Origin of the sequence: Alteromonas sp. K632G (genome assembly GCF_017653625.1) — a bacterium.
Taxonomy (GTDB): domain Bacteria; phylum Pseudomonadota; class Gammaproteobacteria; order Enterobacterales; family Alteromonadaceae; genus Alteromonas; species Alteromonas naphthalenivorans.
This window is the reverse complement of the sequence record NZ_JAGGDM010000007.1, coordinates 126,035-151,890: the sequence shown is the minus strand read 5'-3', so window position 1 is coordinate 151,890 and position 25,856 is coordinate 126,035. Positions and strand designations below refer to the sequence as shown.

At 42.6% G+C, this 25,856-nt stretch carries 26 protein-coding genes; 14 read left to right on the top strand and 12 right to left on the bottom strand.

What is annotated here, in order from left to right; genetic code table 11:
• The first annotated feature begins 21 nt into the window (after positions 1-21).
• The 8 genes from J5X92_RS08920 to J5X92_RS08885 all read left to right on the top strand — a co-directional run bounded on the left by J5X92_RS08920 (position 22) and on the right by J5X92_RS08885 (position 7,710).
• Positions 22-378: a hypothetical protein gene (locus J5X92_RS08920; RefSeq protein WP_208805479.1), complete on the top strand. Its 357-nt coding sequence runs from the start codon at positions 22-24 to the stop codon at positions 376-378.
• Entirely contained in the window at positions 347-1,261 is a 915-nt protein-coding gene (locus tag J5X92_RS08915; RefSeq protein ID WP_208805477.1) for a hypothetical protein, read from the top strand. The genes J5X92_RS08920 and J5X92_RS08915 overlap by 32 nt, the downstream gene beginning before the upstream one ends.
• Positions 1,258-3,216, top strand: a complete 1,959-nt coding sequence (locus J5X92_RS08910) for a 2Fe-2S iron-sulfur cluster-binding protein (RefSeq protein WP_244360495.1) — start codon at positions 1,258-1,260, stop codon at positions 3,214-3,216. Before J5X92_RS08915 ends, J5X92_RS08910 begins: the two co-directional genes overlap by 4 nt.
• On the top strand, positions 3,217-3,975 hold the full coding sequence (locus J5X92_RS08905) for a hypothetical protein (RefSeq protein WP_208805475.1): 759 nt from the start codon (positions 3,217-3,219) through the stop codon (positions 3,973-3,975).
• Complete coding sequence (locus J5X92_RS08900; protein ID WP_244360492.1) at positions 3,975-4,766, top strand: cytochrome c3 family protein; 792 nt, start codon at positions 3,975-3,977, stop codon at positions 4,764-4,766. The genes J5X92_RS08905 and J5X92_RS08900 overlap by 1 nt, the downstream gene beginning before the upstream one ends.
• 471 nt (positions 4,767-5,237) lie before the next feature.
• On the top strand, positions 5,238-6,137 hold the full coding sequence (locus J5X92_RS21425; RefSeq protein WP_208805473.1) for a DMT family transporter: 900 nt from the start codon (positions 5,238-5,240) through the stop codon (positions 6,135-6,137).
• A 333-nt stretch (positions 6,138-6,470) separates the two neighbouring features.
• Positions 6,471-6,626: a hypothetical protein gene (locus J5X92_RS08890; protein ID WP_208805471.1), complete on the top strand. Its 156-nt coding sequence runs from the start codon at positions 6,471-6,473 to the stop codon at positions 6,624-6,626.
• A 268-nt stretch (positions 6,627-6,894) separates the two neighbouring features.
• On the top strand, positions 6,895-7,710 hold the full coding sequence (locus J5X92_RS08885; RefSeq protein ID WP_208805469.1) for a formyltransferase family protein: 816 nt from the start codon (positions 6,895-6,897) through the stop codon (positions 7,708-7,710).
• 441 nt (positions 7,711-8,151) lie between these two features.
• Here the strand turns inward: J5X92_RS08885 and J5X92_RS08880 are convergent, their stop codons facing one another.
• From J5X92_RS08880 to J5X92_RS08840, 9 genes are all read right to left on the bottom strand, one after another.
• Positions 8,152-8,613, bottom strand: a complete 462-nt coding sequence (locus J5X92_RS08880; protein ID WP_244360531.1) for a hypothetical protein — start codon at positions 8,611-8,613, stop codon at positions 8,152-8,154.
• A 4-nt stretch (positions 8,614-8,617) separates the two neighbouring features.
• Positions 8,618-8,758, bottom strand: a complete 141-nt coding sequence (locus J5X92_RS08875) for a hypothetical protein (RefSeq protein WP_208805579.1) — start codon at positions 8,756-8,758, stop codon at positions 8,618-8,620.
• An 81-nt stretch (positions 8,759-8,839) separates the two neighbouring features.
• Complete coding sequence (locus J5X92_RS08870) at positions 8,840-9,160, bottom strand: rhodanese-like domain-containing protein (protein ID WP_288389410.1); 321 nt, start codon at positions 9,158-9,160, stop codon at positions 8,840-8,842.
• Positions 9,161-9,258: 98 nt separating this feature from the next.
• Positions 9,259-9,960 (bottom strand): MBL fold metallo-hydrolase, encoded by a 702-nt coding sequence (locus J5X92_RS08865; protein WP_208805467.1) that lies wholly within the window; start codon positions 9,958-9,960, stop codon positions 9,259-9,261.
• A 220-nt stretch (positions 9,961-10,180) separates the two neighbouring features.
• Positions 10,181-10,918 carry a MauE/DoxX family redox-associated membrane protein gene (locus J5X92_RS08860; protein WP_208805465.1) on the bottom strand — a complete coding sequence of 246 codons (738 nt, stop codon included), beginning with the start codon at positions 10,916-10,918 and terminating at the stop codon, positions 10,181-10,183.
• Between the two features lie 35 nt (positions 10,919-10,953).
• Positions 10,954-11,463 (bottom strand): DUF305 domain-containing protein, encoded by a 510-nt coding sequence (locus J5X92_RS08855; protein ID WP_208805463.1) that lies wholly within the window; start codon positions 11,461-11,463, stop codon positions 10,954-10,956.
• Positions 11,464-11,479: 16 nt separating this feature from the next.
• Positions 11,480-11,893: a two pore domain potassium channel family protein gene (locus J5X92_RS08850; protein WP_208805461.1), complete on the bottom strand. Its 414-nt coding sequence runs from the start codon at positions 11,891-11,893 to the stop codon at positions 11,480-11,482.
• A 21-nt stretch (positions 11,894-11,914) separates the two neighbouring features.
• On the bottom strand, positions 11,915-12,634 hold the full coding sequence (locus J5X92_RS08845; protein WP_244360528.1) for a copper resistance protein B: 720 nt from the start codon (positions 12,632-12,634) through the stop codon (positions 11,915-11,917).
• A gap of 54 nt (positions 12,635-12,688) precedes the next feature.
• On the bottom strand, positions 12,689-14,527 hold the full coding sequence (locus tag J5X92_RS08840; RefSeq protein ID WP_208805457.1) for a copper resistance system multicopper oxidase: 1,839 nt from the start codon (positions 14,525-14,527) through the stop codon (positions 12,689-12,691).
• A gap of 212 nt (positions 14,528-14,739) precedes the next feature.
• Between J5X92_RS08840 and J5X92_RS08835 the strand changes: the two genes are divergently transcribed.
• From J5X92_RS08835 to J5X92_RS08820, 4 genes are all read left to right on the top strand, one after another.
• Positions 14,740-15,195 (top strand): hypothetical protein, encoded by a 456-nt coding sequence (locus J5X92_RS08835; protein WP_208805455.1) that lies wholly within the window; start codon positions 14,740-14,742, stop codon positions 15,193-15,195.
• 63 nt (positions 15,196-15,258) lie between these two features.
• Positions 15,259-16,569 carry an APC family permease gene (locus tag J5X92_RS08830; RefSeq protein WP_208805454.1) on the top strand — a complete coding sequence of 437 codons (1,311 nt, stop codon included), beginning with the start codon at positions 15,259-15,261 and terminating at the stop codon, positions 16,567-16,569.
• Positions 16,570-16,766: 197 nt separating this feature from the next.
• Entirely contained in the window at positions 16,767-18,005 is a 1,239-nt protein-coding gene (locus J5X92_RS08825; RefSeq protein ID WP_071980015.1) for a tyrosine-type recombinase/integrase, read from the top strand.
• Positions 18,006-18,008: 3 nt separating this feature from the next.
• Complete coding sequence (locus J5X92_RS08820) at positions 18,009-18,704, top strand: hypothetical protein (RefSeq protein ID WP_071980014.1); 696 nt, start codon at positions 18,009-18,011, stop codon at positions 18,702-18,704.
• 163 nt (positions 18,705-18,867) lie between these two features.
• On the opposite strand, the gene J5X92_RS08815 is transcribed toward J5X92_RS08820, so the two are convergent.
• The 3 genes from J5X92_RS08815 to pabB form a co-directional block, all read right to left on the bottom strand.
• On the bottom strand, positions 18,868-20,241 hold the full coding sequence (locus J5X92_RS08815) for an L-serine ammonia-lyase (protein WP_208805453.1): 1,374 nt from the start codon (positions 20,239-20,241) through the stop codon (positions 18,868-18,870).
• Positions 20,242-20,398: 157 nt separating this feature from the next.
• Complete coding sequence (locus J5X92_RS08810; RefSeq protein WP_013784054.1) at positions 20,399-20,971, bottom strand: CoA pyrophosphatase; 573 nt, start codon at positions 20,969-20,971, stop codon at positions 20,399-20,401.
• The gene (gene pabB, locus J5X92_RS08805) at positions 20,958-22,490 is read right to left on the bottom strand and encodes an aminodeoxychorismate synthase component I (RefSeq protein WP_208805452.1); all 1,533 of its coding nucleotides are present in this window, start codon (positions 22,488-22,490) and stop codon (positions 20,958-20,960) included. Before pabB ends, J5X92_RS08810 begins: the two co-directional genes overlap by 14 nt.
• 263 nt (positions 22,491-22,753) lie before the next feature.
• On the opposite strand from pabB, the gene J5X92_RS08800 reads away from it, so the two are divergent.
• Both J5X92_RS08800 and rmuC read left to right on the top strand, forming a co-directional pair.
• Positions 22,754-24,283 carry a fumarate hydratase gene (locus tag J5X92_RS08800; RefSeq protein ID WP_013784056.1) on the top strand — a complete coding sequence of 510 codons (1,530 nt, stop codon included), beginning with the start codon at positions 22,754-22,756 and terminating at the stop codon, positions 24,281-24,283.
• Between the two features lie 83 nt (positions 24,284-24,366).
• Positions 24,367-25,758, top strand: a complete 1,392-nt coding sequence (gene rmuC, locus J5X92_RS08795; RefSeq protein WP_208805451.1) for a DNA recombination protein RmuC — start codon at positions 24,367-24,369, stop codon at positions 25,756-25,758.
• The last annotated feature ends 98 nt before the right edge of the window (positions 25,759-25,856 follow it).

Genomic DNA, 25,856 nt, shown 5'->3' with positions numbered 1-25,856 from the left:
CCATCATCGTTGGATAATATTATGAATAGATTTATAAAGTTCTTTGCAATTGCTGTCTTAGCAATAGGCTTAGTTAGTGGTTGTACTAGTCAGGTTTACCATGACTATGTAATGAGCGGCCAAGTAGTCTCTGTTTCCGACCGACAAGCAGTTATTTGTGTGTCTGATACAGATGGATTGAAAGAGCATCAAGTCTTTAACGTGTTTCGAACAGTGTATGAACCAGCCGCGATAGCGGAAGGTGAAAGTGCATATTCACGGGAATATATTGGAAAAATAAGACTGGGAAAATCTAAGAATCAACATTTTGCTGAAGCAACTGTGGTAGATGGTGAAATTGTTCGTTATGACATGGTTGAATTTGATCGTGATTTTTAATCCTTACATCATTCTTTGGCTGTCACGCGCTCAGCTTAGAATAAATTCTAAGAAATATAAGTGGGGTGCTAACCTCGCAACAATTGCATTTAGCGCCTTCTTTGCCGTATCTTGCTCAGCTGCGACTCAAGTCACTGAGTCGATGGAAGAAGCTGGAAAACCTGAGCAAGCATTGCATAAACAAATAGAACAAACAGCTCCTAAGTCAACCAGTGACGACTTTGCAGATATTCAAAAAGCCTTGCAAGCATTAGACAATTCTCTCGCGCCCACAACACAAAAAAACACAAGCAGGGAGGCATACAGTCAGCCATCTTCAACTTCTGGTGAACCTAGTAATACAATTAAACCAGCAATGGGCATGGGAAAAAATAGCATGACAATGATGTCTAAATCCAATCAGTCTTGCATGGGAATGATGTGCAAAATGAAGATGAAAAATAGCTCAATGATGGGTATGCCTCAAAAAATACCACCAGTGGTAACGGATACAAATACGTTAATTACATTACCTGGCAAAAGCGACGCATTACATTTGTATCATCTTGGAGAAGACTCGTTTTTTATGAACTTCAAAGACGCTCTGTTTCTATCAGATGAGCAACTAAATCTATTAGTAAATATTCAGGACAAATGGCAAACCTTTCAAGTAAGCCACACTGAAAAGCGAAGCAGATTAGAGTCAAGCTTATGGACGCTTACCTCCAAAGGATTACCGAATTTTAGTGATATTAAAAGTACAATCTCTGCAATTGAAATTATAAACAGTGAGCTTCGTACCCAATTCATCGTATTGGTCGGTGAGGCTGTGTCAGTTTTAACACCGTCGCAATTATCTCAAATTGAAGCCCTTTGGCACAAACAAAAAGGGCTTTCGCAATGAGATTTTCGTTGTTGCCTATATTTACCCTGAATTGTCGGTTTGTATTTTTAATCATGTTTACCTTGACGGTAATAGGTTTTTCTTCTCAGCCAATGGCGCTTCAACAAGCTGAGAACGATGAACATGCTGGACATCATCCAAGCAAAGATGAAAAACCAACTAATGAGATCCCAAGCATTCAGCCAGGTATTGACGCTTCCAGTATGATGGGTCCTGGTATGGGCAAAGGAATGGACAAAATGATGGAGAAAATGGGAGCGCCCAAACCCAAAGATCTCTATCCCTCTTTAATGAGAATGCAGTCAGCTACGCCTGAGCAAACGACACTTCTCTTGAGTAAAGCAACTGAGCGAATGCGATCAGGCAACGAACAACTTTCTAATGGGTTTACCCGGTTGGCAGAGGCCTCACAGGCAGAAGATTATGCCCAAATGCAAATCGCGCTTGAAACGGTAAAAGAGGGAATTGCCCATTTTGATAGTGGTCTTGCGACTAAACGTGCGCTGCTAGATGGACAGGAGCCAAGACGCGTAGCCTTAACGTGGTTCAAAACTCAGATGGATATACTGCCCAGCATACCTGAAGACAATCAGACTATTATTTTGGGGATGACGCCGTTTCACACTTCTATCATGGTGATTTTATTGCTCTTTGCTGTTGTCATGATATACGTATATGGATTGAAAATGCGCAGAGCATCCGTGTTGCTCGCGCAACTCAAAAATGATGAAAAAAATACTCAGGCTTCAGGCACAAGTCAAAAAAACAACACTGGCTTACCCACAAATACTGATACGTCAATAGTTGATGTAGAAACAGCGACATCCGTCCCAACTAATAATGGTGTAAACAGTGACTTATCAGCCTCAATACCTGTAAATTCTGCTGACTCAGGGATGCGACGAAAAGTGTTTAGCGGTGAGATGAAAGTCACAGCGATATTCATTGAAACCCATGATGTTAAAACATTTCGCTTTGCTCATCCGAACAATGACCTCATTTCTTTCAGTTACGAGCCGGGTCAATTTGTCACTTTTTCGCTGCAAATTGATGGCGTCGATAAATTAGTTAAACGTTCTTATACAATAGCTTCATCACCCACACAAACACATTATTTTGAAGTCACCATAAAACGTGAAGAGCATGGTGTGGTATCTCGTTTTTTGCATGACAATGTAAAAGTTGGGGATTCGCTTAAGGTCAAAGCGCCAGGTGGAAAATTCTTTTTTAATGGGAAAGGCGAAAACAGTGTCATGCTCATATCAGGCGGTGTCGGGATCACCCCTATGATGAGCGCAGTAAGATATTTAACCACGACTTGTTGGGACGGTGATATATATTTTCTGTTTTGCACACGTACTACGAAGGACTTTATTTTTGAACAGGAGTTAAGGTATTTACAGGCTCGTTATTCAAATTTGAAAGTACTTGTGAGTATGACGCAAGCAAAGGGGACGTCATGGATGGGTCCACAGGGGCGTTTGACCTCTGGATTAATTCAAGATTTTGTGCCTGAAATTGAAGCAAAAACTGCCCATATCTGCGGACCGCCAGCCATGATGGAGGCCATGAAGGGGATCCTTTCTGGTTTAGGCGTGCCTGAGAGCCAAATAAAAACGGAGGCTTTTGGTCCTGCAACTCCTAAAAGCCTTAATAAACCTAACGTTACTCAGCAAGTGCTAGAAAAAGTGAGAGAAAAGCAAATTACCTTTAGTCTTTCTGGTAAACAAGCTCCGGTGAATGCAGATGAAACAATCTTAGATGTTGCTGATTCACTCGATATTGATATTGATAACTCTTGCCGTGCCGGCTCATGTGGAAGCTGCAAAGTAAAGCTCACCAAAGGAGCCGTAGAAATGGACGTTGATGACGGGTTAGAGCCGCAAGATAAAAAAGAAGGATATATACTAGCATGTCAGGCTATCCCAACGTCAGATGTTGAGGTCGAAGCTTAAATGAATACACATGAGCGAAATTTAGTCGGTAGCTTAGTCGCACTCATGATTTTACTTTGGCTAGGCTTTTTGTGGCATCGCTCTTCACAGTTTCCGGGTAGTCTAAGCGGTTTTGTTGTCGGAGCACTAGCCAGCATATTGATGCTGATCCCACTTGTATATATGTTCATAAAGCGAACAAAGTCCCTAAAAAAGAGCATCACAAAATTCATTCCTATGGCAACTCTGCTCAAAATCCATATTTACGCGGGTGTGCTAGGACCAATATTGGCGTTGATACATAGCGCGCACAGATTTGCTAGTCCCGTCGGTATAATACTTGTGTTGTTTATGATGGTAGTGGTTCTGAGCGGTTTTGTAGGCCGATATGTACTTGGTTTAATATCAACGAAAATGAAAGAAAAAAAGCGTCAATTAAACGAGTTTCAACACGCATTAAATGACTCAAAAAACGACTTGAGAGATGGCGTTAGTGATGCTCAGTATGAAGCGTTTACTAAACGCACTTCAAATATCCTTCCGTCCTTTAGTCTAAGCTTGCTCGGCACTAGACAAGATAAATCATTGCTAAAAGAAAAAGAGTTGCTGAAGATAGTGGATGCCATCTCAGACACCGAATATAGCATTATGATCCATAACACAGCAAAAACTTGGTTTTCTCGCTGGTTGAAGTTTCACATCTTTATTTCAATGACGCTATATTGTGTTCTGTTTATACATATAGCAAGTGAGGTTTATTTTGGGCTTAGGTGGCTATAATGAAATGGTTTGTCGGTGTATTAGCAATCATAGTCTTAGCGTTTGGCCTGAGTCATTTTTGGCACGAGCCTGAAGATTTATCCAAATTAGATTGGGAGCAGGCAATAAGCCCTGGCTCACTTAGTCAACCTCATGCCTTTATTGATAACGATTGTTTAAGTTGTCATACCCCAATTAAAGGGGTAGAGAGAGATAAATGTGTTGCTTGTCATGCAAACGATACGCATATTGTTGCGCGTCAACCAACCGCCTTCCATGCTGATATACAGGAGTGCACCAGTTGCCATATTGAGCATGAAGGTCTCAATGCCAATATTTCTAAGATGGATCATGGTGCGTTGGTTGATATTGGCTTTGACATGCTTCCAAATCTTGATATGCCTTTTGACGAGGACGCCACAACCATTGCACTTGTTACTTATTTGCTCACGAATAAACAAAGACCTGAACCGCTCTTTATTCACCCTGAAGTAACCAACAAAGAGGCTTTACTCAATTGTTCACAATGTCACAGCAATGACGATAAACATTTTGGTTTGTTTGGAAACGACTGTGTGCAATGTCATAGCACAAATACATGGTCATTACCTAAATATACGCATCCTTCTAGTCAGTCACGTGATTGCAACCAATGCCATGAAGCACCGCCGAGCCATTACATGCAACATTTTAAAATGATTTCAGCAAAAGTAGCCGGCGAGCCTAAAGCAAAAGTAGAGGCATGTTACGCTTGTCATCAATCGACGTCTTGGAATGATATTAAACGTGCTGGGTGGTATAAGCATCATTAGCGTATCCCTGAGCTCGCCCATGGTCTACATTACAATGCGGAAAAGTAATTCTACATGCTTGTAAAAAGGTCACTTAGAAAGGCCATTATTCATCATTTTGGTGTAATTTTTGCGGCTAAAAATATACGAGCTCATTCTTAAAACTATCAACATCGATAGAAACAATTAAGGAAATGCAATATGGCAAACTTAGATACCTCATCAAATTTCAATATCTTGAACCAACAAAGTAAAATCGTAAACGATTCAACTTAAAGACGTCAACCCACCCGACCCAGTTCAATCATCTTTCGATGAAGTGATGGAAGCTCAGCAAGAACGAGAAAGAATGATTAACGTTGCGCAAGGAGAGTATATTACGGCAATGCTGAGAGCCCGCAATACAAGTCATTCGGCTCACGAAAAAACGGCTCAAAGAAGCCCACTATAATTTAATATTTAAGGTGAAATAATATTTATGGTCAACCAAAAGTGAAAGTTCAAATTGGTGCAGTTAGTGTAATGTTATCTTGGGCAAGTTGTTATCCATTAATTTTTTTAACATTAGACTATGCACCGGTTATGCTTACCGCTTTTTATCGTTCTATCATAGCGGGCTTATTTCTGGTAATCATTGCCTTATTTTTAAAAAGACCACTCCCTAAAAACAGGCGACAATGGCTGTTTATTACTGCTATTGGTATTTCGGCTACCAGTATAGGATTTTGGGGTATGTTCTATGCTGCCAGCTTAATTTCTCCTGGTTTGGCTACCGTGCTGACTAACACCCAACCTTTGATTGCAGGGATCCTTGGTTGGTTCATTCTAAAAGAGCATATGGACAAAAGCGTCGCCTTAGCTATGGCAATTGGCTTTGCGGGGATTGCGATGATCGGCAGTGAGTCCCTATGGAGTGATAATGGACAGCCTGTTTATGGTGTTATTTATATTTTGATAGCAGCGAGTGGTATCGCAGTAAGTAACATATTACTTAAATTAATCGCAAATAAAGTGGATATTTATTATGCCATGGGCTTTCAACTGTTGATTGGTGCCATACCATTAGGAATTTTTAGTTTTTATCAGGCATACATGACCAATACAAGCGTGATTGACCCGATAGTCGAATCGATAGTGTATCCCAGTATTATCACTTTGCTTGCGATCCCCGGCACAGCGCTTCCATTTCTCATCTGGTTTTGGCTAATGGACAAAGCACCTTTGTATCATCTTAATATGTATAGTTTTTTAACGCCGGTATTTGGGCTGTATCTGGGGTGGTTTTATTTTGATGAGACCTTAACTTTTTGGCAATGGACAGGTATTGTCATTATCGCTTTGTCTGTTGGCTATATTTCGTTTAATTCAAACACTAAGCGTGCACTAAATTGACACTTGCATTATTACCCGTCGCGATATGGCCCTATAGATTCCGTAAAAAAATTTGGTAGCACAGCAGTCCAATTGGAATGCTCGACATGCTCAAGACATCGAGCCATCATCCACGGCTTTGGGGTAATTCAGCTTGTCAAAAAGCAATCAATCGTACAATAGGCTCATGGCAAGAATGTCAGTAAATTTCATTATTCCCCGTAATCGCTCATGCTAATAATGACGGCAATGTAATGAAAATGTAATCCACATGCAATGAACTCAGGGATCAAATCACTTATTTTACGGTCTCGTTGTAAATCTAGCTTCACTATCAAATTTAAGGAATTAACTTTGGAAATTGCGAATAATATTTCAAAAAGCATCGACATAAAGACTGAATCGACTAAAAAAATAGATCCAAAAGCAGAAGACGGTGAGAACTGCGGCAAACAGCAGTTCGAAGAGGTTTTAAGCAAACTACAAGACATCAAAACCGATAAGACTTGATGTAAGCAAGAAGAAAAACCTTTGTGGTTAGTTTTGTTAACAGCACAAAATATCACTCGCGTTCCGTAAGTAAAAATGACGGAGATTTCAATATTTGGTTTTTAAGCAAAACATTGTTCGTTAGCACAGAGCTATTCTGTCGCAGTCGTTAGGGAAGTTACATGCTAATAGTCAGTGAGCCCAAAGATTTTATTTTATATCGATACGGCTTTACACCCAGATTTAATTACGACTTTCATCATGTTTATTTTGATTGGCGGAAAGCATCATGAAAATTGTGTATTTTGGGAATAACTTGTTCTCGTCATGCTTAAAATATTTACTTGATGAAGGCCATCAAATACTGCGTGTTTATAAGAACCAACCTGAACATGGTGCTTCAACCATAACAAGCTTATGTTCTCATCATCATATTCCCTTGGCTGAGGTTAAACCTACTTTAGATGACTTGAATAAGCTTATTTTACTAGGGGCCGAGATGTTCATTGTTGCAGAATATTTGCACATATTGCCATCTACTGACGTTAAATATGCAATCAATCTTCATCCTACCTTGCTGCCAAAAGGAAGAGGACCAACGCCTCTGCCTTACTTAATAAACCACCCAACAATATCGGGGCTCACGCTTCATAAGATATCGGATGTTGTTGATGCCGGCGACATCATTATGCAATTGAAGGTGCCAGTATCGACTGACGAATCTATAACGACCTTGATGGTTAAAATGCACATCGAGTCGCTAAACCTAATTAAAACGTTTTTCACTAATGTTGATAAATATTACGATTCAGCTACGCCTCAAGTCGATCATTCTTACTGGCCGCGCAGTGATATATTTGAAAGAGCGGTAGATTGGAATTTACCCGCCAGTCACATCAAATTATTGTCTCGTCGCTTTGGTTTTTTTGGGGTAGTCGTAAAACTAGACAATGTCTTATTTAATGTAAGTCATATTGAGGCTGAAGAATATGATCATTCTTATTTACCAGGAAACGTCATTTTGGAAGATAAAAGCTTATTAGTCGTAAGCTGTTTAGATGGTATTGCGTGTTTACACAAAACATCAATATCTGAATTGATATAAAGGTTCCAGTGTTGTTTATTACAAGCTTATGAACCAGCAATTTAGTCCCCCCCAGGCATTAGCATTATCCACTCTTCCTCAAAAGATTACAGCATCGGTTGTATTCAATAATACTGCTTCATGGTTCGACGAGGAAACTAAGTGGACTTTTAATAAATAGTCGCTTTTCAAGTGTTCTGACCCTTTGTTTCAACCAAGATCGGTTGCATACAGCTAATGGCAATCTGTCGCCGATTAACTATAAAATGTCTTTAAAGAAGAAGTCCGGTTGGAGTTGACCAGAAAAACTTTTGGCGGGCTGTGGTTCAAGACGGTGAAGTTTTAGATGTTTACCTTCAGACAAAAAGGGAATGTGCGTTTGCTGAATAGCGACGAGCCGCAGAATGACACTCAAGCCTACATTTAGTGCGACTTCAAAAGTTTACTTGGCAATACCTGTTTCTACGATGTCCCAACCGACAGCTGGCGAACAAACCAGAGGATCAGCGGTGGCAGAATCAACCACTGCAAAATCGGTAGCAACCCCGTACCTAGTATAGGCAGCTCCGGCATGTTTGGCGCGTACTGCCAGCGGTCCAATACGTCGGTTGCCAGCCACTCCATGAAAGTCGTGATGACCAGCCCGGTAGCCAGATAAGTTAACTCCGGAGTAAAGGCCATCTGATGGATCCAATCTCTGGATCGAGCGATCACGACGGCGCTCCAGTAAGCCAACACGCTTATCACACCATCGCCTATACTCGCTTGAGTGCACGTTCGAACGACGCTCATGTAGTCCAGTGTTTTCAGCCCCTCGTAGAAAGGCATTTGCCACATCTCCCAGACAAAATTGAAGAGAAAGGAAATGAGCAAGAAATTCGCTTCCGGATTCCGTACCGCGCGACTAATCCAAAGTTGACCCATCACTCTATTTTTCCTTCGAACGCAAGTACTTCCAAAGTGCGTCAATCGACAAAATCGAAACGCCAATAATCAATAGATAAACCAATCCCATACCCATCATCATCCCCATATCGCTTATCATAGTTCTGTCCTCTCCTGTTGACATTCCGTAAGACCACTAAAAGGGCCCCGTCTGCGTGCAATGCGTTGCTACCGCACAGACACATAACTATGTTTATGTGAAAATTTAGTCGAGCTTATTACAAGGTAGTCCGGCAGCCTGCAAATCGTCAAAGCCAGCTTTCGACGCAAAAGCTGCAATATAGCCCATTTGTCGTAATGTGGCTGCGGCTAACGCGGCGCGACCACCGCTGGCACAATAGGTGACTATAGGCCGTTGATGGTCGCTTTCTTCGTCGGAAATTTTCATTTCCAATACACCACGCGGTATAGCGACGGCACCTTCCAGATGACCTTCCTGCCACTCATTGGGCTCCCGAACATCGAGCACTAGCGCGCTGCTGCGACGCAGAGCCTTTACCTTTTCAACGTCGACGGTGTCAGCCACTTTCTTGGCTTCATCGATCATTTGTTGCGCAGTTAAAAACGTAAGCATAAGAATTTCTCCTGATTGCAGTATGAATGAATGGTAAAATTGTCAGTTTGCTATGCATCTGCAGCTAAACCGCAGCCAAGGTTCGCCGGAACGGCCACATCCATCATCTTCGGATCAGGCAGATCCAGATTGCTCATAATGTCGATATATTCCGCACGGCTCTTGCCGGCTAACCGAGGGTTGTGAGCCTTTTCCTCAGCAATGCTGCTGCGGGTCCAGCCCTTATAATCGTGCGCCGGGTATACCAGCGTTGAATCCGGTAGCGTAAATAGCTTTTTAGTGATGGAATCGTAGCTCTGACCAGCGTCGCCGCCTTGAAAGTCGGTTCGGCCACTGCCGCGAATCAGTAGCACGTCGCCGGTGAATACTGCTGGCTGTTCGCAGTGAAGCAAAAAGCTATAAGACTCATCGGTGTGGCCAGGTGTATACAACGCTTCAAGATCAATATCATCCAACCGGATGTGCTCGCCCTCCCGAATGGTTTCAGATACACAGTCAGCCTTTGTCTGTTCGCCCATTGTCGTGATGCAACCGGTCTTTTCCCGCAACTTTCTAAGACCGGTGATGTGATCCGCATGGGTATGAGTATCGATGGCTCGCACTAGTCGAACATCGAGTTGTTCGACTAGTTTCAGATACATATCCACCTTGTCTATTACCGGGTCGATTAGCAAAGCTTCGTGGCCACTATCGCTAGCCAAGAGATAGCTATAAGTGCTCGATTCAGAATCAAAAAATTGGCGAAATAACATATTTATCTCCCATTCGTATTTAGTTTGTAAATAATAGTAGTCAGTGCAGTATCTAAAAATATTTGCAATTGCAAACTGAATCCAAACATGGGTAACTCCTACATATTGGCTGAACCAATATCGATAATAAAAAGCAGCCTTATTGGTAAAGGTAAAGTAATGTTTAATTTATCGTTGTATTTAAAATTACTCTGTACGTTAACGTTCTTAATATGAACTTTCAAAGAGCTGAGTACAACATCCATGCACCAGCTCCAATCATGAACAGATTTTCCGTGAGGGAAACAAACCCAAGTGGCACGTCGCTATCGCCACCAACGCACGCGCACTTGAGCTCTCGTTTATCGATATACACTGCTTTAAATACTGATATTGCGCCCACCGTTCCAATGAAAAGGGACACAGGTCCTACAATAAATCCAGATATCGACGCTAGCATGCCAATACCAGCGAACGCCTCCGCAAACGGATAGACATAGGCATATCTGATGTTGCGCATGGCTAACAAATCATAGGTAATAAATGAATTTGAAAAGGTGTATAGGTCGCGCAATTTTTGAATGGCCAATATGGTCATACTATAGGCAACGAACAACTCAACGACATTTATTAAGTTAACGCCGGAGGTGTATGCAAAACTAGTGGCTAAGCTCATTAAAAAGGCGACTGCAAAAATGGCTAGTACGGGCGTATAGGTTGTGCCGGTTTGACCTGCCGGCTCCATGCCAAAATAATCTCTCAAATCGTCATAACCGCCAATTTTATTGTCGTCGATGAAAGTTTGAGGTGTGGTTTCAACATTATTTTTTTTCTTAAACTCGTCAGTTTCTTCTCGCGACTTCAATTTATGGTCTTCTACTTCAAAGCCTTTTCTTTCGAGAAGGTCTTTTGAGCGTAACCCATAAGGGCAAATATGCTCACTGGTGTGCATTCGATAAAGCGTTGCTGTTTTTTTCATCTTATCGTCCTTATATCAATCTAATAAACTATTGATTATTGTCCACTAAATGCTGGGACAGCTCTTTTAGAGGCGTCATCGGCTGATGTCGCAATACCATTTTTTTCTATATCCTCAAGCAACCATTTCATTTCTTTAATTTCGCGTTCTTGCGCACTGATGATCTCGTTTGCCAATTTCTTAACGCGAGGGTCTTCGATGTTTGCTCTGCCGCTGGTTAATATGGCGATAGAGTGGTGCGGTATCATGGCTTTCATCCACGAGGAGTCTGCAACTGTCGTTTGAGAGCGAACTAAGAATAGCGAGATAGCGAATACTGCCGCACTACCTAATAATATTAGTGTGTTTTTTGCTTTACTTTCATACATGTTCAACATAAATAACAGCATGATAATTGCCATGATGGCGCCCATGTATATCGCCATATACAAACGTGTTTCACTAAAGAAAACATGGTCAAATGCAAAGGTGTTGAAATACATCATCAGCAGCATTGCTGCAGTTGAGGTGAAAATCATTGCAAAAAATTTAGTGTACTTGGTCATAATAGGTCCTATTTTATTACTTATTCATTGTTTTAAAAATTAATGATGCAGAACAACTTACAAGCAAGAAACCTGTCATGGCTTCAATGCCTGCTAGAAGATATAAATGCCGTAATGGCTCAATTGGAGCCATTCCCAGTGTGGTGAGATTGATTAGCGAGAAATAAAAGATGTCGACAAAGGTGGCAACGGCTTCTCCATCAAAACCACCTAGCCCGAGCGTAATGGAAACTCTAAAGCTAATTGCAAACAACAGCGCCGCAGTTAACTGACTAATAGTTATTCCATACACGACGCCTAGTAGAGTTAAAAGCGGCGACAGTCTGGTGTTGTCCATCCACGCTCTGAGTTGTTGCAGCCAAAAATAGTGGCTGCCCGTAACTAAACCGATGGTTACAAAAGCAATTAAAAGCTGAAGTATAACTTCCATTTTATTATCTTCTCTATCCTCTTAAAACCAAAACCGCGCACCCAGAACAAGTCCAGTTTCGCTTATCGGTTCACCGGCTAGCTCTGCAACATCGGCGGTGTTGCCCAATGATTTGCTCCAATACATACCCACATAAGGGGCAAACTCTCGCGAGAATTCGTAACGGTAGCGAAGCCCTAATCGAATTGAATTGAAGCCTGATTGGCGATCAAACCGTTCAGACTCCGATAGGGAGGCGCTAATTGCTAAACGAGGCTGAAGATATGAGGTTTGTGTGACTCTTACTTCATATTCTGCTTCCATTGCAAAACTGATGTCGCCATCTTCATTTATCATTAACGAGTTATCCATTTCAAATTGGTAGGGTGCCAAGCCGTAAAGGCTTATAACCGCATAATTTTCCATATTAGATTCACTTGTTAACGTTCCTCGAGTTCCTAATCCTGCTTGCAACTCCCAGTAGGGCGCAATTAATTTACTAGCGAGTATCTCTGCTCGTTCAATGTCTGTTGGCTCACCATCATTTTGTTTGTTTTCACCTTCACTTTTGAAATAAAGGCGATACGTGTCACCACCGTACCAGCCAACCATATCCCATACCCCAATATTTTCATCTTCATCGGTGCGGGTATATTCGAAGCGGTCAAACAGTATCGTACCAGTGTAATAATCAACAACAGGCTCTGGCCAATCAGATGGTGTAGTTTCTTGTGCATGTGCACCTGCAAGTAGGGCAGTCATGCTAGTCGCTGCAAGAGATAAAATAATAGTATTTACATTCTTCATAGTCATCTCCTAAGATACCGACACAATTCTGAACATACCTGCATCCATGTGATACAGCAGATGGCAATGGAATGCCCAATTTCCGGGTGCATCTGCGCTAATGAGTAGCGATACTTTTTCACTGGGCTTTAAGCTGATGGTGTGTTTTCTTGGCGGTGGATAATTGCCATTCTCCAGCTCCATCCACATACCGTGTAAATGGATAGGATGATTCATCATAGAGTCGTTTACCAAAATAAGCCGTATTCGTTCACCGTATCTAAAGTGTACAGGTTCTTTCACTTCGCTAAATTTAAGACCATCGAACGACCACATGTAACGCTCCATGTTGCCGGTTAAATGCAACTCAATAGTCTGAGTTGGTTCGCGCTCATCTGGCCATGGTTCAGCACCTACTAAATCGCTATATAATAAAACCTTATGCTGAACGTCTTCTAGTCCAATGCCGGGCTCATCTAAACGGCTGGTCGGATTGCTTGCAATCATTGATGCCCCAACGCCATGACCCGAAGAATCGTGTTTGATGTCAATGCTGTCTATGGGCAGTGGTTTTTTACTTTGCGGCATATTCATCATTTCTGAATCGCCCATATCATTCATTTTTGACCTATCTGAATGCTTGCTCATGGATTTTGTTGAGCCGTTCTCATCCATATTTGGCATGCTATCCATGGAAGACATATCTCCCATTCCCATCGCTGCCATTCCGCGCTCTGGCATTTGGCGAAGTTCAGGAACAGATGCTTGAACGCCCAAATCAGTCGCTAATGTACCGCGAACATAACCACTTCTATCCATACTTTCAGCATAAAGCGTGTAGGTTGTGGCTCCTTTGGGTCTCACAATTACGTCGTAGGTTTCAGCAACGGCAATGCGAATTTCTTCGACAGTAACCGGTTTTACTGGCTGACCGTCTGCAGCAACGACAACCATCTCTAATCCAGGGATCCTGAAATCAAAGTAGGTCATAGCAGAACCGTTGATTAGTCTTAGCCGCACGCTTTCGTTTGGTTTGTACAAAGCCGTCCAGTTTGTTGAGGCGTCCCGCCCGTTCATGAGGTAAGTGTACGTTGAGGCGGTAACGTCTAAAATATCTCGTGGGTTCATGCGCATATCAGCCCACATCGCTCTCTCTTTTAGCGTATTTATGAAGCCGCGTTTTTTGATGTCGTTTACGGTGTCCTCAATGGTTCTTTGTTGATAGTTGTAATAACCTTCAGCGACTTTTAAATGTCTGAATACATCATGTGGGTTTTCGAAAGTCCAATCGCTAAGCAAAATGACGTGTTCTCTGTCGGCACCAATGTCACCATCTTTCGGATCTATAATGACTGGCCCCAAATGGCCGAGTTGCTCTTGCAAGCCTGAGTGGCTGTGATACCAATAAGTACCGTTTTGCTCAACATCAAATTGGTATCGAAACGTCGAGTTTGGCGCTATCCCAGGAAATGCGACTCCCGGCACACCGTCCATCGTGTAAGGTAAAATAAAGCCATGCCAATGTATGGACGTGCTATCGTTGAGTTGATTGGTCACATTAATGGTGACATTTTGGCCCTCTTTCAAACGTAATAATGGGCCCGGTGACGTGCCGTTTATAGTAATAGGCTGAGAAGTACCGCCTGCAATATGTTTGGCTTGTTTTGCAATCGTTAAATCGATGACCTCGCCACTAACGACGCTGTTACCAAAATTCATTGCCAAATTATTTTCATTTATGCTTTCTTTAGTATAGCCCTGAGGCATAGCCCATGGCGCTGACATTCGACTAGTTAATGCTAAACCGCCAGCGGTGTACACGGCATTTCTTAGAAATGTGCGCCGCTGATTTTGTTTTGTGTTATTCATTTACAACCTCACATTAATATCTACCGGACTTATATCTGACTTTTACATTATCGTAAATCCCGCTAAATAAAAGAAAAGCACCCAATAAAAGCCGCTATCTGACAAAGATGTAATGCAACGGTAATCTGCCTGTTATGAAGTTTGTATCTGCATCGTTTAAATTAATATGGCTGGCAGAATCATTAGTTAGCCTTCAGAGCTTAAGGATATTTATGAAGATAGAAAGTATGCGCGACATACTGCACTGGACTGTAAAATTCCATGAGCAATTGGCGACATGTCTGAAACATTGCGCGCCGAGTCACTCAGAGCGTACAAAAATGGCAATGCAATACTTGCTCGCTCACGAACAGCATCTTGCGGCTTTGGTTAAAGCGTTTTCCGATAACGCTAAGTTTAGTGAATTGGAAACCTTGTTTATAGAATATTTGGAGAAAAACCCAATTTTCCTGCACGACCATTGTGACGGTGATTTTGAGAATAAAACGGAATCTGAAATTGTTGCTAACGTGCTTGACCAGCATCAACAGGTAATAGACCTATACTCATACTTAAAAGAGCAGGCCATTATTCCTCATCATATAGAGCTTCTAAGCAACTTATTGAAGCTTGAAAATCAAGAAATAATATTAATGGCACAAGGCTTGAATCGTTTTCAAGATATGTAGCTTCGCTTTACGGACAAATGATGCCTCGTACTCCGTACAACATGATAATCAAGGAAGTTAATAATGGCCGAACACGAACATTCAAATTATGACAAAGGCAGTTTGAGCTTAGCCGGCGCAATAGCAATGGGTACTGGCGTAATGATAGGCGCGGGCATTTTCGCACTGACCGGGCAAGTAGCTGAGCTAGCTCGCGAGTGGTTTCCCTTTGCTTTTTTGGCTGCTGCCATCATATCTTCAGCGAGCGCGTATTCCTACGTTAAGCTATCTAACGCTTTCCCTTCGGCAGGCGGTATTGCTATGTTTTTAAAAAAAGCGTACGGGAAGGGCACAATAACCGCATGTTGTGCCTTACTGATGTACTTTTCTATGGTTATTAATCAAAGTTTAGTTGCGCGAACCTTTGGCAACTATGCTCTGCAACCTTTTGACATTGAGCCAGAGAGATGGATGGTACCTGCTCTTGGTGTTGCTTTACTAATTGCCGCGTTCTTGATTAATGTACTTGGAAACAAAATTATTCAGACGACGTCTTTTATCATGGGAATAGCCAAAGCATTGGGGTTGCTGGTGTTAGCGGGCGGGGGTATTTACGTTGCTGATGCGGGTTTTACTAGCACTTTTATTGTGCCTGCTGATACGAGCGTTAGTAACTTTATAGGCTCCGTGGCGTTGGCTATTTTGGCTTTCAAAGGCTTCACTACTATTACTAATAGCGGAGGCGAGATTGTTGATCCAAAGAAAAATGTGGGTCGAGCCATTATCATTTCAATATTCATCTGCTTTATAATCTACATGTTGGTAGCAGTAGCGGTTGGAACTAATTTATCGATAGATGAAATTGTGGTGGCAAAAGACTACGCGCTAGCTGAAGCGTCAAAGCCAGCATTCGGAAGAAGTGGCCTTTGGATCACGGTAGGCTTTGCTATTGTTGCGACAGTGTCGGGTGTTATTGCAAGTGTGTTTGCCGTTTCACGCATGCTAGCGATGTTGACTGATATGAAACTAGTACCACACAGTCACTTTGGCATGCCCGGCAGCGTGCAACAGCACACAGTTGTATACACTGTGGTAATCGCCATGTTACTAACAATTTTCTTTGATTTGAGCCGGATTGCATCGTTAGGCGCAATCTTTTATTTGCTTATGGACATAGCAATACATTGGGGCGTGTTTAAGCACTTGCGTAAAGAAGTTAACGCAAGTGCTGTAATCGTGTTAAGTGCAATAGCATTGGATATCGTGGTGCTAGGGGCATTTATTTGGATAAAGGCATCCTCTGATATTTTGGTGATCTGGGCCGCGATAATTGGCTTGGTGCTCATTGTAGGGGCTGAGAAGTTATATTTAAGCAAGTTTCGGACAGATTCATAATTTGAGATCATGCTCATTAATAGAGAACATCAAGATTAAAAAGTACTGGAATAGAATGTGTAATTAAAACTGATTTTCCAGGAGGGGGGTAGTTATACTCCTGATATGTATCGCTATGTCTAATACTTTTCAGTATTAGACATAGGGTGCAGGATTAAGTTATAATGTTTGCATCTTAACTAACAATCACAACACACTTGGCCATCACTAAACCCACACCGTTGTTTCCCACGTATACTGAGCTAGCAGAGCTCAGTTTGTCTGACTATCCACAGCTAAGTTCATTCTTAGACAATCAACCGACATGGATGAGACAGCACTGGGACTGGGCGAAAGAATACCTTTTATATATTGGTCGCAACAAATCACAACACACGTACGTGCGTTTTCGAAATGACATCGAAAAGTTCCTATTGTGGGTCTTTATGGTAGATAAGCAGCCAGTAGATGATTTACGTAAAGCAGATATTTTGCGATACATTGATTTCTGTGTGGCGCCACCGGTTAAATGGATAAGCACCCAGCTCCATGACCGATTTCGCCTCAATAACGGTTACTTTGCTTCAAACCTTAAGTGGACGCCGTTCAGGCAAACGCCGCCGAAATACGATAAAGACAGAGTGCTCGATCCGAAAAAGTACCAACCCTCATTGCAGACCCTCGAATCTACCTTTGTGGCATTAAGCTCTTTTTACCGCCATCTCATCGATGAAGAAATTTGTTTCGGCAATCCTATTCCATTGGCAAAACGAGACTGTAAGTACTTGATAAAAGACAGTCAGGTAAAGACGATAAGTCGATTAACTGAGCAGCAATGGCAATATCTCTTGGATACTGCCGTTGAGATGGCGGATAGTGATCCGCTTTTGGAGCGTAGTTTATTTACTATTGCTACCATGAAAACCCTATTTCTGAGGCTTTCAGAACTCTCGGAGCGCAATGATTGGACGCCCTTGATGAGTCATTTTTGGACAGATGAGGGCAACAACTGGTGGTTTAAGGCCTATGGAAAAGGCAAAAAGATAAGAGATATCACGGTACCACCGGGTTATCTTACGTTTTTGAAACGCTATAGAAAATGGCGTGGACTATCACCTTTACCGTCCAAAGGTGAGCAAACCGTTCTGGTTGAAAAAATAAGAGGCCGCGGTGGTTTAACAGGTCGTCAAATTTCGAGGCTTATTCAGAGCGTGTTCGACGCTGCATTTGACAAAATGAAGTCAGAACAAGGATTAGAATCCGCTCAGAAATTAAATGAAGCCACCACACATTATCTGCGTCATACCGGTGCAAGCATGGAGATAGAGCGTGATAGACCGCTAAAGGATCTATCAGAAGATCTGGGCCATTCTAGCAGTGCGACAACCGATACGGTGTATGTGCAGGTTGAGCGAAAAAAGCGTGCCTCATCTGGCAAAGATAGAAAAGTCGAGTAGCTAATGCGAAAGAGAACGTGCTACATGTGCGATGCCTTAGCGACAACGAAGGAGCATATTCCTCCAAAAGCATTGTTTCCAAAACAAAAAGATGTGCTCAGTGAAATCAGTCTACGCAAAGATTTAATAACGGTACCATCCTGTGAGAAACACAATAATAGTAAGAGTAGAGACGATGAGTATTTAGTGTTTTGTCTATCTACGTGCTTTCATGGAAATGACATAAAAGAGCAGCTGTTTAATACCAAGATCATGCGAGCAATTGACCGGCGGCCTGACACATACTCGAACTTTTTAGATAACTATCAACGTGTAATGCTAAAACATCCCGATGGAAAAGTAGAACACACTGCGGCGTATTCAATCGACCTAAGACGTTTTGACAGCGTGTTATCGCACATAGCATGTGGATTATATTACCATCACACTCAAAGTAAGTGGGAAGGTGCCACGCTTGTTATAAGCAATGAATTACGTGATTTTAGCTCTACAAACTCTGATGAAGTAAATAGGTTGACTGACGATACTATCGAGCGCGTAACATTGTTCTTAAGCGAAACCAATAGTTTTGGAGCAAATCCAGAAGTTTTCTATTATAAAATTTATGATGACCGGCCCAAAGTTTTTGTAGTTTTAATGACATTTTATTCTGCGATATCGGTCGCGGTAACGTTAACTGAAAACAATAAAATTAAATAATGTCTATATGTAAATCATATGCTTACACCAGTACATCGAAAATCAATGACCTAAACGGTAGTTCAGCCCAGAATAAAAAGGCGATTTGCGGTGTTCTTACTTAAACCGCCATCGCCTTTTTTGTCTCTACTGGTGTACTAAAGCCAGTGATTTCATTTAACGGTTAGCATTCGATAATATTAACTGCCAGCCCGCCACGTGCTGTTTCTTTGTACTTGGTTTTCATGTCGTTACCCGTATCACGCATGGTTTTAATGACTTTATCTAACGATACCTTGTGCTCGCCGCTGCCTCTCAGTGCTAACCGTGAAGCGTTTATCGCTTTAATTGCACCCATAGCATTGCGTTCAATACAAGGAACCTGTACCAAGCCACCCACGGGGTCGCAAGTTAATCCTAGGTTATGCTCCATACCAATTTCAGCTGCATTTTCTACTGCAGGTACAGTACCGCCCATCATCTCTGCCAGCGCACCCGCAGCCATAGAACATGCCACACCCACTTCACCCTGACAGCCTACTTCAGCACCCGAAATGGATGCATTTTCTTTGTACAAAATACCAATCGCTCCTGCGGTGAGTAAAAAGCGGCTAGCCACTTCTTCATCCACTGGGCGAATAAATTTGTCTACATAATGTAAAACCGCAGGAATAATACCGGCCGCGCCATTGGTTGGCGCAGTTACCACTCGGCCCCCAGCTGCATTTTCTTCATTTACGGCTAAGGCAAATAAGTTTACCCAGTCCATGGTTTGCATAGGGTCAGTAGTATGTTCGGTTTGCAGGCGACGATAAAGCGCCGGCGCACGGCGTACAACTTTAAGACCACCTGGCAATATGCCTTCACTGTCGATGCCACGTTGAACACAGGCTTTCATCACTAACCATATTTCAAACAGCTTTTGTTTTACGGCGTGAGCAGGTTGAAAAGTCGTTTCGTTCTTAAGCATAAGTGCGCTAATACTTAACCCATTATTTTTGCATTGCTCTAGCAGCGCAGCACCAGACTTAAAAGGAAAAGGTACAGTCGCTTGAACGGCACCGGCATGTGCTTTAGTGGCATCAAAGTCTTCTTCTTTTACGATAAAACCGCCACCGATGCTGTAGTACGTTTGCTCGCACAGCAGGGTGTCGTTTTCATATACGTAAAAAGTAAGTGCATTAGCATGCTTAGGAAGGGTTTTACGGCGATGAAAGACAATCGCGTTTTTGTTTGGAAATAAAATAGGCTTCTCGCCATTTAGGCACAAAGATTCTTGGTTTCGTACGTCTTCTAGTAATGGCTCTATTTTATTCACGTCAATGCTTTCAGGCATTTCACCCGATAATCCAAGAATAACGGCTTTACCTGTACCATGACCAATACCGGTTTGACCTAAAGAGCCAAACAATTCCACTTTAATCGTCGTGATTTTTGAAAACAATGCGGTGTCTGTTGCAAGTGTTTTAGCATATTCAGCACCCGCACGCATGGGGCCAACGGTGTGCGAGCTTGAAGGGCCAATACCCACGCTAAACATATCAAAAACACTAATCATAAAAATACACCAGTCTACATTACTAATACCTAGATCATGCATGTAGACGGGCTTAACTACAATACAGAAAACCTAATCAATTGATAAGAATTGCTAATGTGGTGTAAAGAAACATTTAACGGCACGCAAGGGTAAGTGTGTTTGAGAGTAGGTGAGCTTAAGGATGAATATGGTGAGACAAGTTTCGTAGTATGGCAGCCGTAGCACCCCAAATCATATGTTCATTCCACGGAATAAAATAGATAGGCGATGAACGCTTACCTTTACGAGCAGTATGAATAAGATGATTTTTGCGATTCAGTACATGAGCTAAAGGCACCTCGAAAGCACTTTCTACTTCGTTAGGGTCGATAACAGGCGTAAAACTGGGTTCAACAAAACCAACAACCGGGGCTATCTGATAACCGCTTACTGTCCTGTAATTGGGTAACACCCCAATAATTTCTACGTTTTCAGAAGGCATGCCTATTTCTTCGCGGGCTTCTCTTAAAGCGGCATCAAAAACGCTGTTATCTACTTCATCTACTGCGCCACCGGGGAAACTAATTTGCCCTGGATGATGACGTAAGTGATGTGCACGCTCTGTGAGTAATACCGTCAGCTCATTACCATAATCCATTAAAGGAATTAATACCGCAGCAGGCCTACCTCTAGATTTAAGCGGGTAATCGGGCTCTCGGTGCGTTTGACGCAAATGGTGAAATTGGCGGAGGAAATCAGCTCTGTTCACGGCCCGCTCCAAAGTGGGAGGTTAGCACTGGCAGAATTTTAGACACTTTATCCAAGGTTTCTTTGTACTCGTCATTAGCCACTGAATCTAAAACAATACCACCACCAGCCCAGCAATGCAGCTGGTTATTCTCCGCAAGCAGCGTACGAATACAAATGCTTGAGTCCATATCTTCACGAAAGCCCATATAAAAAATGCTGCCGCAATAGATATTGCGTCTATGTACTTCAAGCTCGTCTATAATTTCCATCGCCCTAATTTTAGGTGCGCCTGTAATAGAACCGCCAGGAAATGAGGAGGCAAGTAAATCTAATGGCGTTGCATCGTCGTTAAGTTCGCCGACAACCGTGCTCACCAAATGATGCACTGCTTCATAGCTTTCTAAGGCAAATAACTCAGGTACTTTTACTGAATGAGGCTTGCAGTGTTTTGAAAGATCATTACGCAGTAAATCAACAATCATAAGGTTTTCCGCACGATCTTTCGATGCAGTCAGCAAAGACTGAGCACTTTGTGCATCTTTAGCTTCATCACTAAACCGTGGGCGTGTACCTTTTATAGGTTTAGTTTCCACCACGCCCTGCTTAACACTAATAAAGCGTTCGGGAGATATACTTAAAATAGTGCTGTTTTTTAACTGAATGAATGCAGAAAAGGGCGCTTGGTTACTTTCTCGTAAGGCGCGATAAGCGTGCCAGCAATCGCCCGTGTATGCAGCTGTGAAACGCTGCGCCATGTTTACTTGGTAACAGTCGCCCGCTTTTAAATAGTCATGAATTCGTTCAATACGGTCAATATAGGCTTCTTTTGTTAGGTTAGATTTCCAATCACTGGTTAATGAAAACGGCGTTTTAGCAATATCATCACCTTGTGTTTTCTCATCATTGATAGAGGCTAAAGAGACACGGCCTATATGGTCACTTTCTTCGCAAAAATCGCCAGTATCAGCACTATCTTCAAAATCAGTAGTAAAATTAGGCTGTATGACAAAGTCAGGTGGTGTGGTTTCACCTGTCGCCGAGCAAAAATACAAGGTACCGGTAACCGTATCCTCAATTAAAGATGACAGGTAAAGCCCTACGGAAAAATCTGGGGTGGTATAGGTTTGCGCCGCATTTGCTGGAAGCTTTTCGTAATAGCGCCCTGCATCGTAACCAGCAAAACCCGTTACGCCTACAATAAAAGGGAGTTGTTTAGCTAATGATTGGCTAGTCTCATCTACCTTAAGATTGGCCACTGATCCATGAAGGTAGTGCGTGACGGCTTCAAAAGGCTGAAAGTTAGTTGTGAATGCCTTCTCGCCATCTAATTGCACTAGAGGGGCTTCACCGTGCTTGGCCGTTACGGTAGCGCTAGGCTCCCATACCATCACATTGTAGCGACCATTGCTTTTCGTGGAGCCACAGGTATCAAGCAAAACGGCTCCCGCGCGGTGGGCAACCTGCTCAAAAATATCTATAAGGCAAAGTGAAAACGATGTGCTGATTGGCGTAATGGTAACTTGCGATGTTGCGGGCATTAAAAACTAACTCTATACATCAGGTTAAGAAGAATGTTGTCGGCATTGAAGCTGCGTTAAATGGGTACTGGAAAATTAATTAAACCGTATTAGCACGCTATCAAACAGCTAACGTTAGCTAAGCGCGTTAAATTTACCTGCACAAGTTTGTTTTATCGCAAAGCTTCACCCATATTTTACATGGTACGGTGCCAACAGATGCGCTAGTATACGCTTTTTTAGCAGGCTAAGACCACGAAAGCAAAATAAAAAAAGAGGATGTCATGACCGTTATCCGCCAACAGGACTTCATTGATAGCATTGAAGATTCCCTACAGTTTATTTCTTACTATCACCCGCTCGACTACGTTAAAGCCGTAGAAGCAGCGTATAACCGAGAAGAAAGCCAAGCAGCTAAAGATGCGATGGCACAAATCCTTATTAACTCTAGAATGTCAGCTGAAGGCAAACGTCCTTTATGTCAAGACACCGGTATTGTGACCTGCTTTGTAAAAGTAGGCATGGGTGTGACATGGGATAAAACCGACATGACTGTTCAACAGATGGTTGATGAAGGTACTCGCCGCGCTTATCTAAATCCAGATAACCCCTTGCGCGCTTCTATCGTTGCCGACCCTGCGGGCGCGCGAACCAATACCAAAGACAATACACCGTCAGTTGTGCACATTGATATGGTGCCAGGTGAAAAAGTTGAGGTGATGATTGCGGCAAAAGGCGGCGGCTCAGAAAACAAATCTAAAATGGTAATGTTAAACCCTAGCGACAATATTGCAGACTGGGTAGTGAAAACGTTGCCAACCATGGGCGCCGGCTGGTGTCCACCTGGCATGTTAGGTATAGGCATTGGTGGTACAGCTGAAAAAGCAGCAGTACTGGCTAAAGAAAGCTTAATGGATCCGGTAGATATTCAAGAGCTGATTGCTCGCGGCCCAGAAACCACAGATGAAAAGCTACGTGTTGAAATTTTCGAGCGCGTGAATCAATTGGGAATTGGTGCTCAGGGCCTAGGTGGCTTAACGACCGTAGTAGACGTTAAAATTATGTCTTTGCCTACTCATGCGGCGTCTAAGCCTGTGGCGATGATCCCGAACTGTGCAGCAACCCGCCATGCACATTTTCATTTAGATGGCTCAGGTCCTGCTGAACTTACGCCGCCTAAATTAGAAGATTGGCCAGAGGTAACGTGGGAAGTGGGTGAAAACACCCGTCGCGTTAACCTTAATGATGTGACCAAAGAAGACATTCAAGACTGGAAAGTGGGTGAAACCGTATTACTTTCTGGAAAGATGTTGACTGGCCGTGACGCGGCGCACAAGCGTATTCAAACGATGCTTGATAACGGTGAAGGTTTACCTGAAGGTGTAGACCTAACCAACCGCTTTATTTATTACGTAGGCCCTGTTGATGCGGTTGGCGATGAAGTAGTAGGCCCAGCGGGTCCAACTACTGCTACTCGTATGGATAAATTCACTGACATGATGTTAGAGAAAACAGGCCTTATCGGTATGATAGGTAAAGCAGAGCGTGGCCCTGCAACGGTGAAATCTATTGCAAAGCATCAGTCAGTTTATTTAATGGCCGTAGGTGGTGCAGCATACTTGGTTTCTAAAGCTATCAAGAAGTCACGGGTAGTGGCGTTTGAAGATTTAGGTATGGAAGCCATTTACGAATTTGATGTGGAAGACATGCCTGTTACCGTAGCAGTAGACAGCACAGGCGCTAACGCGCACGAAACTGGACCTGCTATTTGGAAAGCAAAAATTGAAGATTTAGATAAAGCGTTATCTAAGTAATCATACATTTGTGTTTAAAACAGGTGCCAATGGCACCTGTTTTTGTTTATAGTGCTGTATAAATTAACAGTGCGTGTGTATTTATGTATTCCTTATCTGATTTGTCCCCCCAATATTTGAATGCTGGCTTATTTTTACTGGCGTTAATTCTTCTTATTTTGCTAATAGCGACCCGTAGAACACTGAACCAGGCTCACAAGAACATTGCCGAAAAAAATGATGCGTTACTTGCGCAGCAGCAGACCTACAATGAAACCCAAGAGCGTATGGGCATGCTGGTTGAAAAATCACGTCAGTATGAGCAGGTGCTAGCTGAGAAACATCAACTTAGTGAAGCATCAGGCGTGCTACAAAAAGAGTACAGTAAGTTGCAGGCGCAATACGAAGCGCAAAAGGCTAGGCTTGATGCGCTTATGCAGAATCATGAAGAAAAGCTTGCGTTAATGCATTCCTCAGAACAACGCTTACAAACCCAGTTTGAAAACTTAGCGAATAAAATTTTTGATGAGAAAAGCGCAACCTATCAAACCCAAAGTAAACATAATATTGAAGCGGTATTGGCGCCCTTTAAATCCCAATTAGATGGGTTTAAACGACAAATTTCAGAACAACACATTCGTGAAGGGCAAGAGCGAGCGTCACTAAAAACGGAAATTTTAAGTTTAAAGGCGTTGAATCAGCGCATAACCGAAGAAGCTTCAGCGTTAACCAATGCCCTTAAAGGCGACAATAAAAAGCAGGGGAATTGGGGCGAGGTTATTTTAGAGCGCATACTCAAAGAATCTGGTCTTCGTGAAGGTCATGAGTTTGAAACCCAAGTGTCGGCACAATCTGAACAGGGTAGGCGATTGCAACCCGATGTTGTGGTGCATTTACCGAATGACAAAGACGTGATTATCGATTCCAAGGTAAGCTTAGCGGCGTACGAGCAATATTTTAATTGCGACGATGACGCCAGCCGCAAACAGTATCTCAGTGCACACGTCGCTTCAATCAAAGGCCATATTAAAGGGCTAGGCGCCAAGGAATACCAGTCGCTAAAAGGGCTGCGCACATTAGATTATGTTTTACTGTTCATTCCTATCGAGCCAGCCTTTCTATTGGCCATTGAAGAAGAGCCGGATCTTGTTTCACTCGCGCTTAATCATAATATTATGTTAGTTAGCCCCACGAATTTGCTTGTGGCATTACGTACCATCAATAATATTTGGCAATACGAGTACCAGAACCAAAACGCGCAGCTCATCGCAGAACAAGCAGGAAAGCTATACGATAAATTTGTAGGCTTTGTCTCTGATATTGAAAAGATTGGTAAAGCACTAGATACCGCCCATGGTAGTTATGATGCAGCAATGAATAAGCTTTCAAGTGGGCGTGGAAATTTAGTCCGGCAAGTAGAGAAGTTCAGAGAAATGGGGGTTCAGCCCAGTAAACGGTTAGACAATACCTTGTCGAGATTATCCGATGAAGAATAATAAAAGCGCGTAGTTGAGGTAGTTATAAGGCTAATTAGGTTTAACGTTAACTAGGAATACTCTACGTTTCATCAGATATAAAAAAGGCCGCTTAACAG

What these genes read in the sequence shown, in the direction of transcription:
- J5X92_RS08850 (WP_208805461.1), bottom strand. Translation starts at nt 11,893, where the DNA reads ATGGAAGTTATACTTCAGCTTTTAATTGCTTTTGTAACCATCGGTTTA.
- J5X92_RS08920 (WP_208805479.1), top strand. Translation starts at nt 22, where the DNA reads ATGAATAGATTTATAAAGTTCTTTGCAATTGCTGTCTTAGCAATAGGC.
- J5X92_RS08865 (WP_208805467.1), bottom strand. Translation starts at nt 9,960, where the DNA reads ATGTTATTTCGCCAATTTTTTGATTCTGAATCGAGCACTTATAGCTAT.
- J5X92_RS08900 (WP_244360492.1), top strand. Translation starts at nt 3,975, where the DNA reads ATGAAATGGTTTGTCGGTGTATTAGCAATCATAGTCTTAGCGTTTGGC.
- J5X92_RS08830 (WP_208805454.1), top strand. Translation starts at nt 15,259, where the DNA reads ATGGCCGAACACGAACATTCAAATTATGACAAAGGCAGTTTGAGCTTA.
- J5X92_RS08815 (WP_208805453.1), bottom strand. Translation starts at nt 20,241, where the DNA reads ATGATTAGTGTTTTTGATATGTTTAGCGTGGGTATTGGCCCTTCAAGC.
- J5X92_RS08915 (WP_208805477.1), top strand. Translation starts at nt 347, where the DNA reads ATGACATGGTTGAATTTGATCGTGATTTTTAATCCTTACATCATTCTT.
- J5X92_RS08840 (WP_208805457.1), bottom strand. Translation starts at nt 14,527, where the DNA reads ATGAATAACACAAAACAAAATCAGCGGCGCACATTTCTAAGAAATGCC.
- J5X92_RS08855 (WP_208805463.1), bottom strand. Translation starts at nt 11,463, where the DNA reads ATGACCAAGTACACTAAATTTTTTGCAATGATTTTCACCTCAACTGCA.
- rmuC (WP_208805451.1), top strand. Translation starts at nt 24,367, where the DNA reads ATGTATTCCTTATCTGATTTGTCCCCCCAATATTTGAATGCTGGCTTA.
- J5X92_RS08820 (WP_071980014.1), top strand. Translation starts at nt 18,009, where the DNA reads ATGCGAAAGAGAACGTGCTACATGTGCGATGCCTTAGCGACAACGAAG.
- pabB (WP_208805452.1), bottom strand. Translation starts at nt 22,490, where the DNA reads ATGCCCGCAACATCGCAAGTTACCATTACGCCAATCAGCACATCGTTT.
- J5X92_RS08875 (WP_208805579.1), bottom strand. Translation starts at nt 8,758, where the DNA reads ATGTCAACAGGAGAGGACAGAACTATGATAAGCGATATGGGGATGATG.
- J5X92_RS08860 (WP_208805465.1), bottom strand. Translation starts at nt 10,918, where the DNA reads ATGAAAAAAACAGCAACGCTTTATCGAATGCACACCAGTGAGCATATT.
- J5X92_RS08905 (WP_208805475.1), top strand. Translation starts at nt 3,217, where the DNA reads ATGAATACACATGAGCGAAATTTAGTCGGTAGCTTAGTCGCACTCATG.
- J5X92_RS08910 (WP_244360495.1), top strand. Translation starts at nt 1,258, where the DNA reads ATGAGATTTTCGTTGTTGCCTATATTTACCCTGAATTGTCGGTTTGTA.
- J5X92_RS08880 (WP_244360531.1), bottom strand. Translation starts at nt 8,613, where the DNA reads ATGGGTCAACTTTGGATTAGTCGCGCGGTACGGAATCCGGAAGCGAAT.
- J5X92_RS08885 (WP_208805469.1), top strand. Translation starts at nt 6,895, where the DNA reads ATGAAAATTGTGTATTTTGGGAATAACTTGTTCTCGTCATGCTTAAAA.
- J5X92_RS08835 (WP_208805455.1), top strand. Translation starts at nt 14,740, where the DNA reads ATGAAGATAGAAAGTATGCGCGACATACTGCACTGGACTGTAAAATTC.
- J5X92_RS08800 (WP_013784056.1), top strand. Translation starts at nt 22,754, where the DNA reads ATGACCGTTATCCGCCAACAGGACTTCATTGATAGCATTGAAGATTCC.
- J5X92_RS08845 (WP_244360528.1), bottom strand. Translation starts at nt 12,634, where the DNA reads ATGACTGCCCTACTTGCAGGTGCACATGCACAAGAAACTACACCATCT.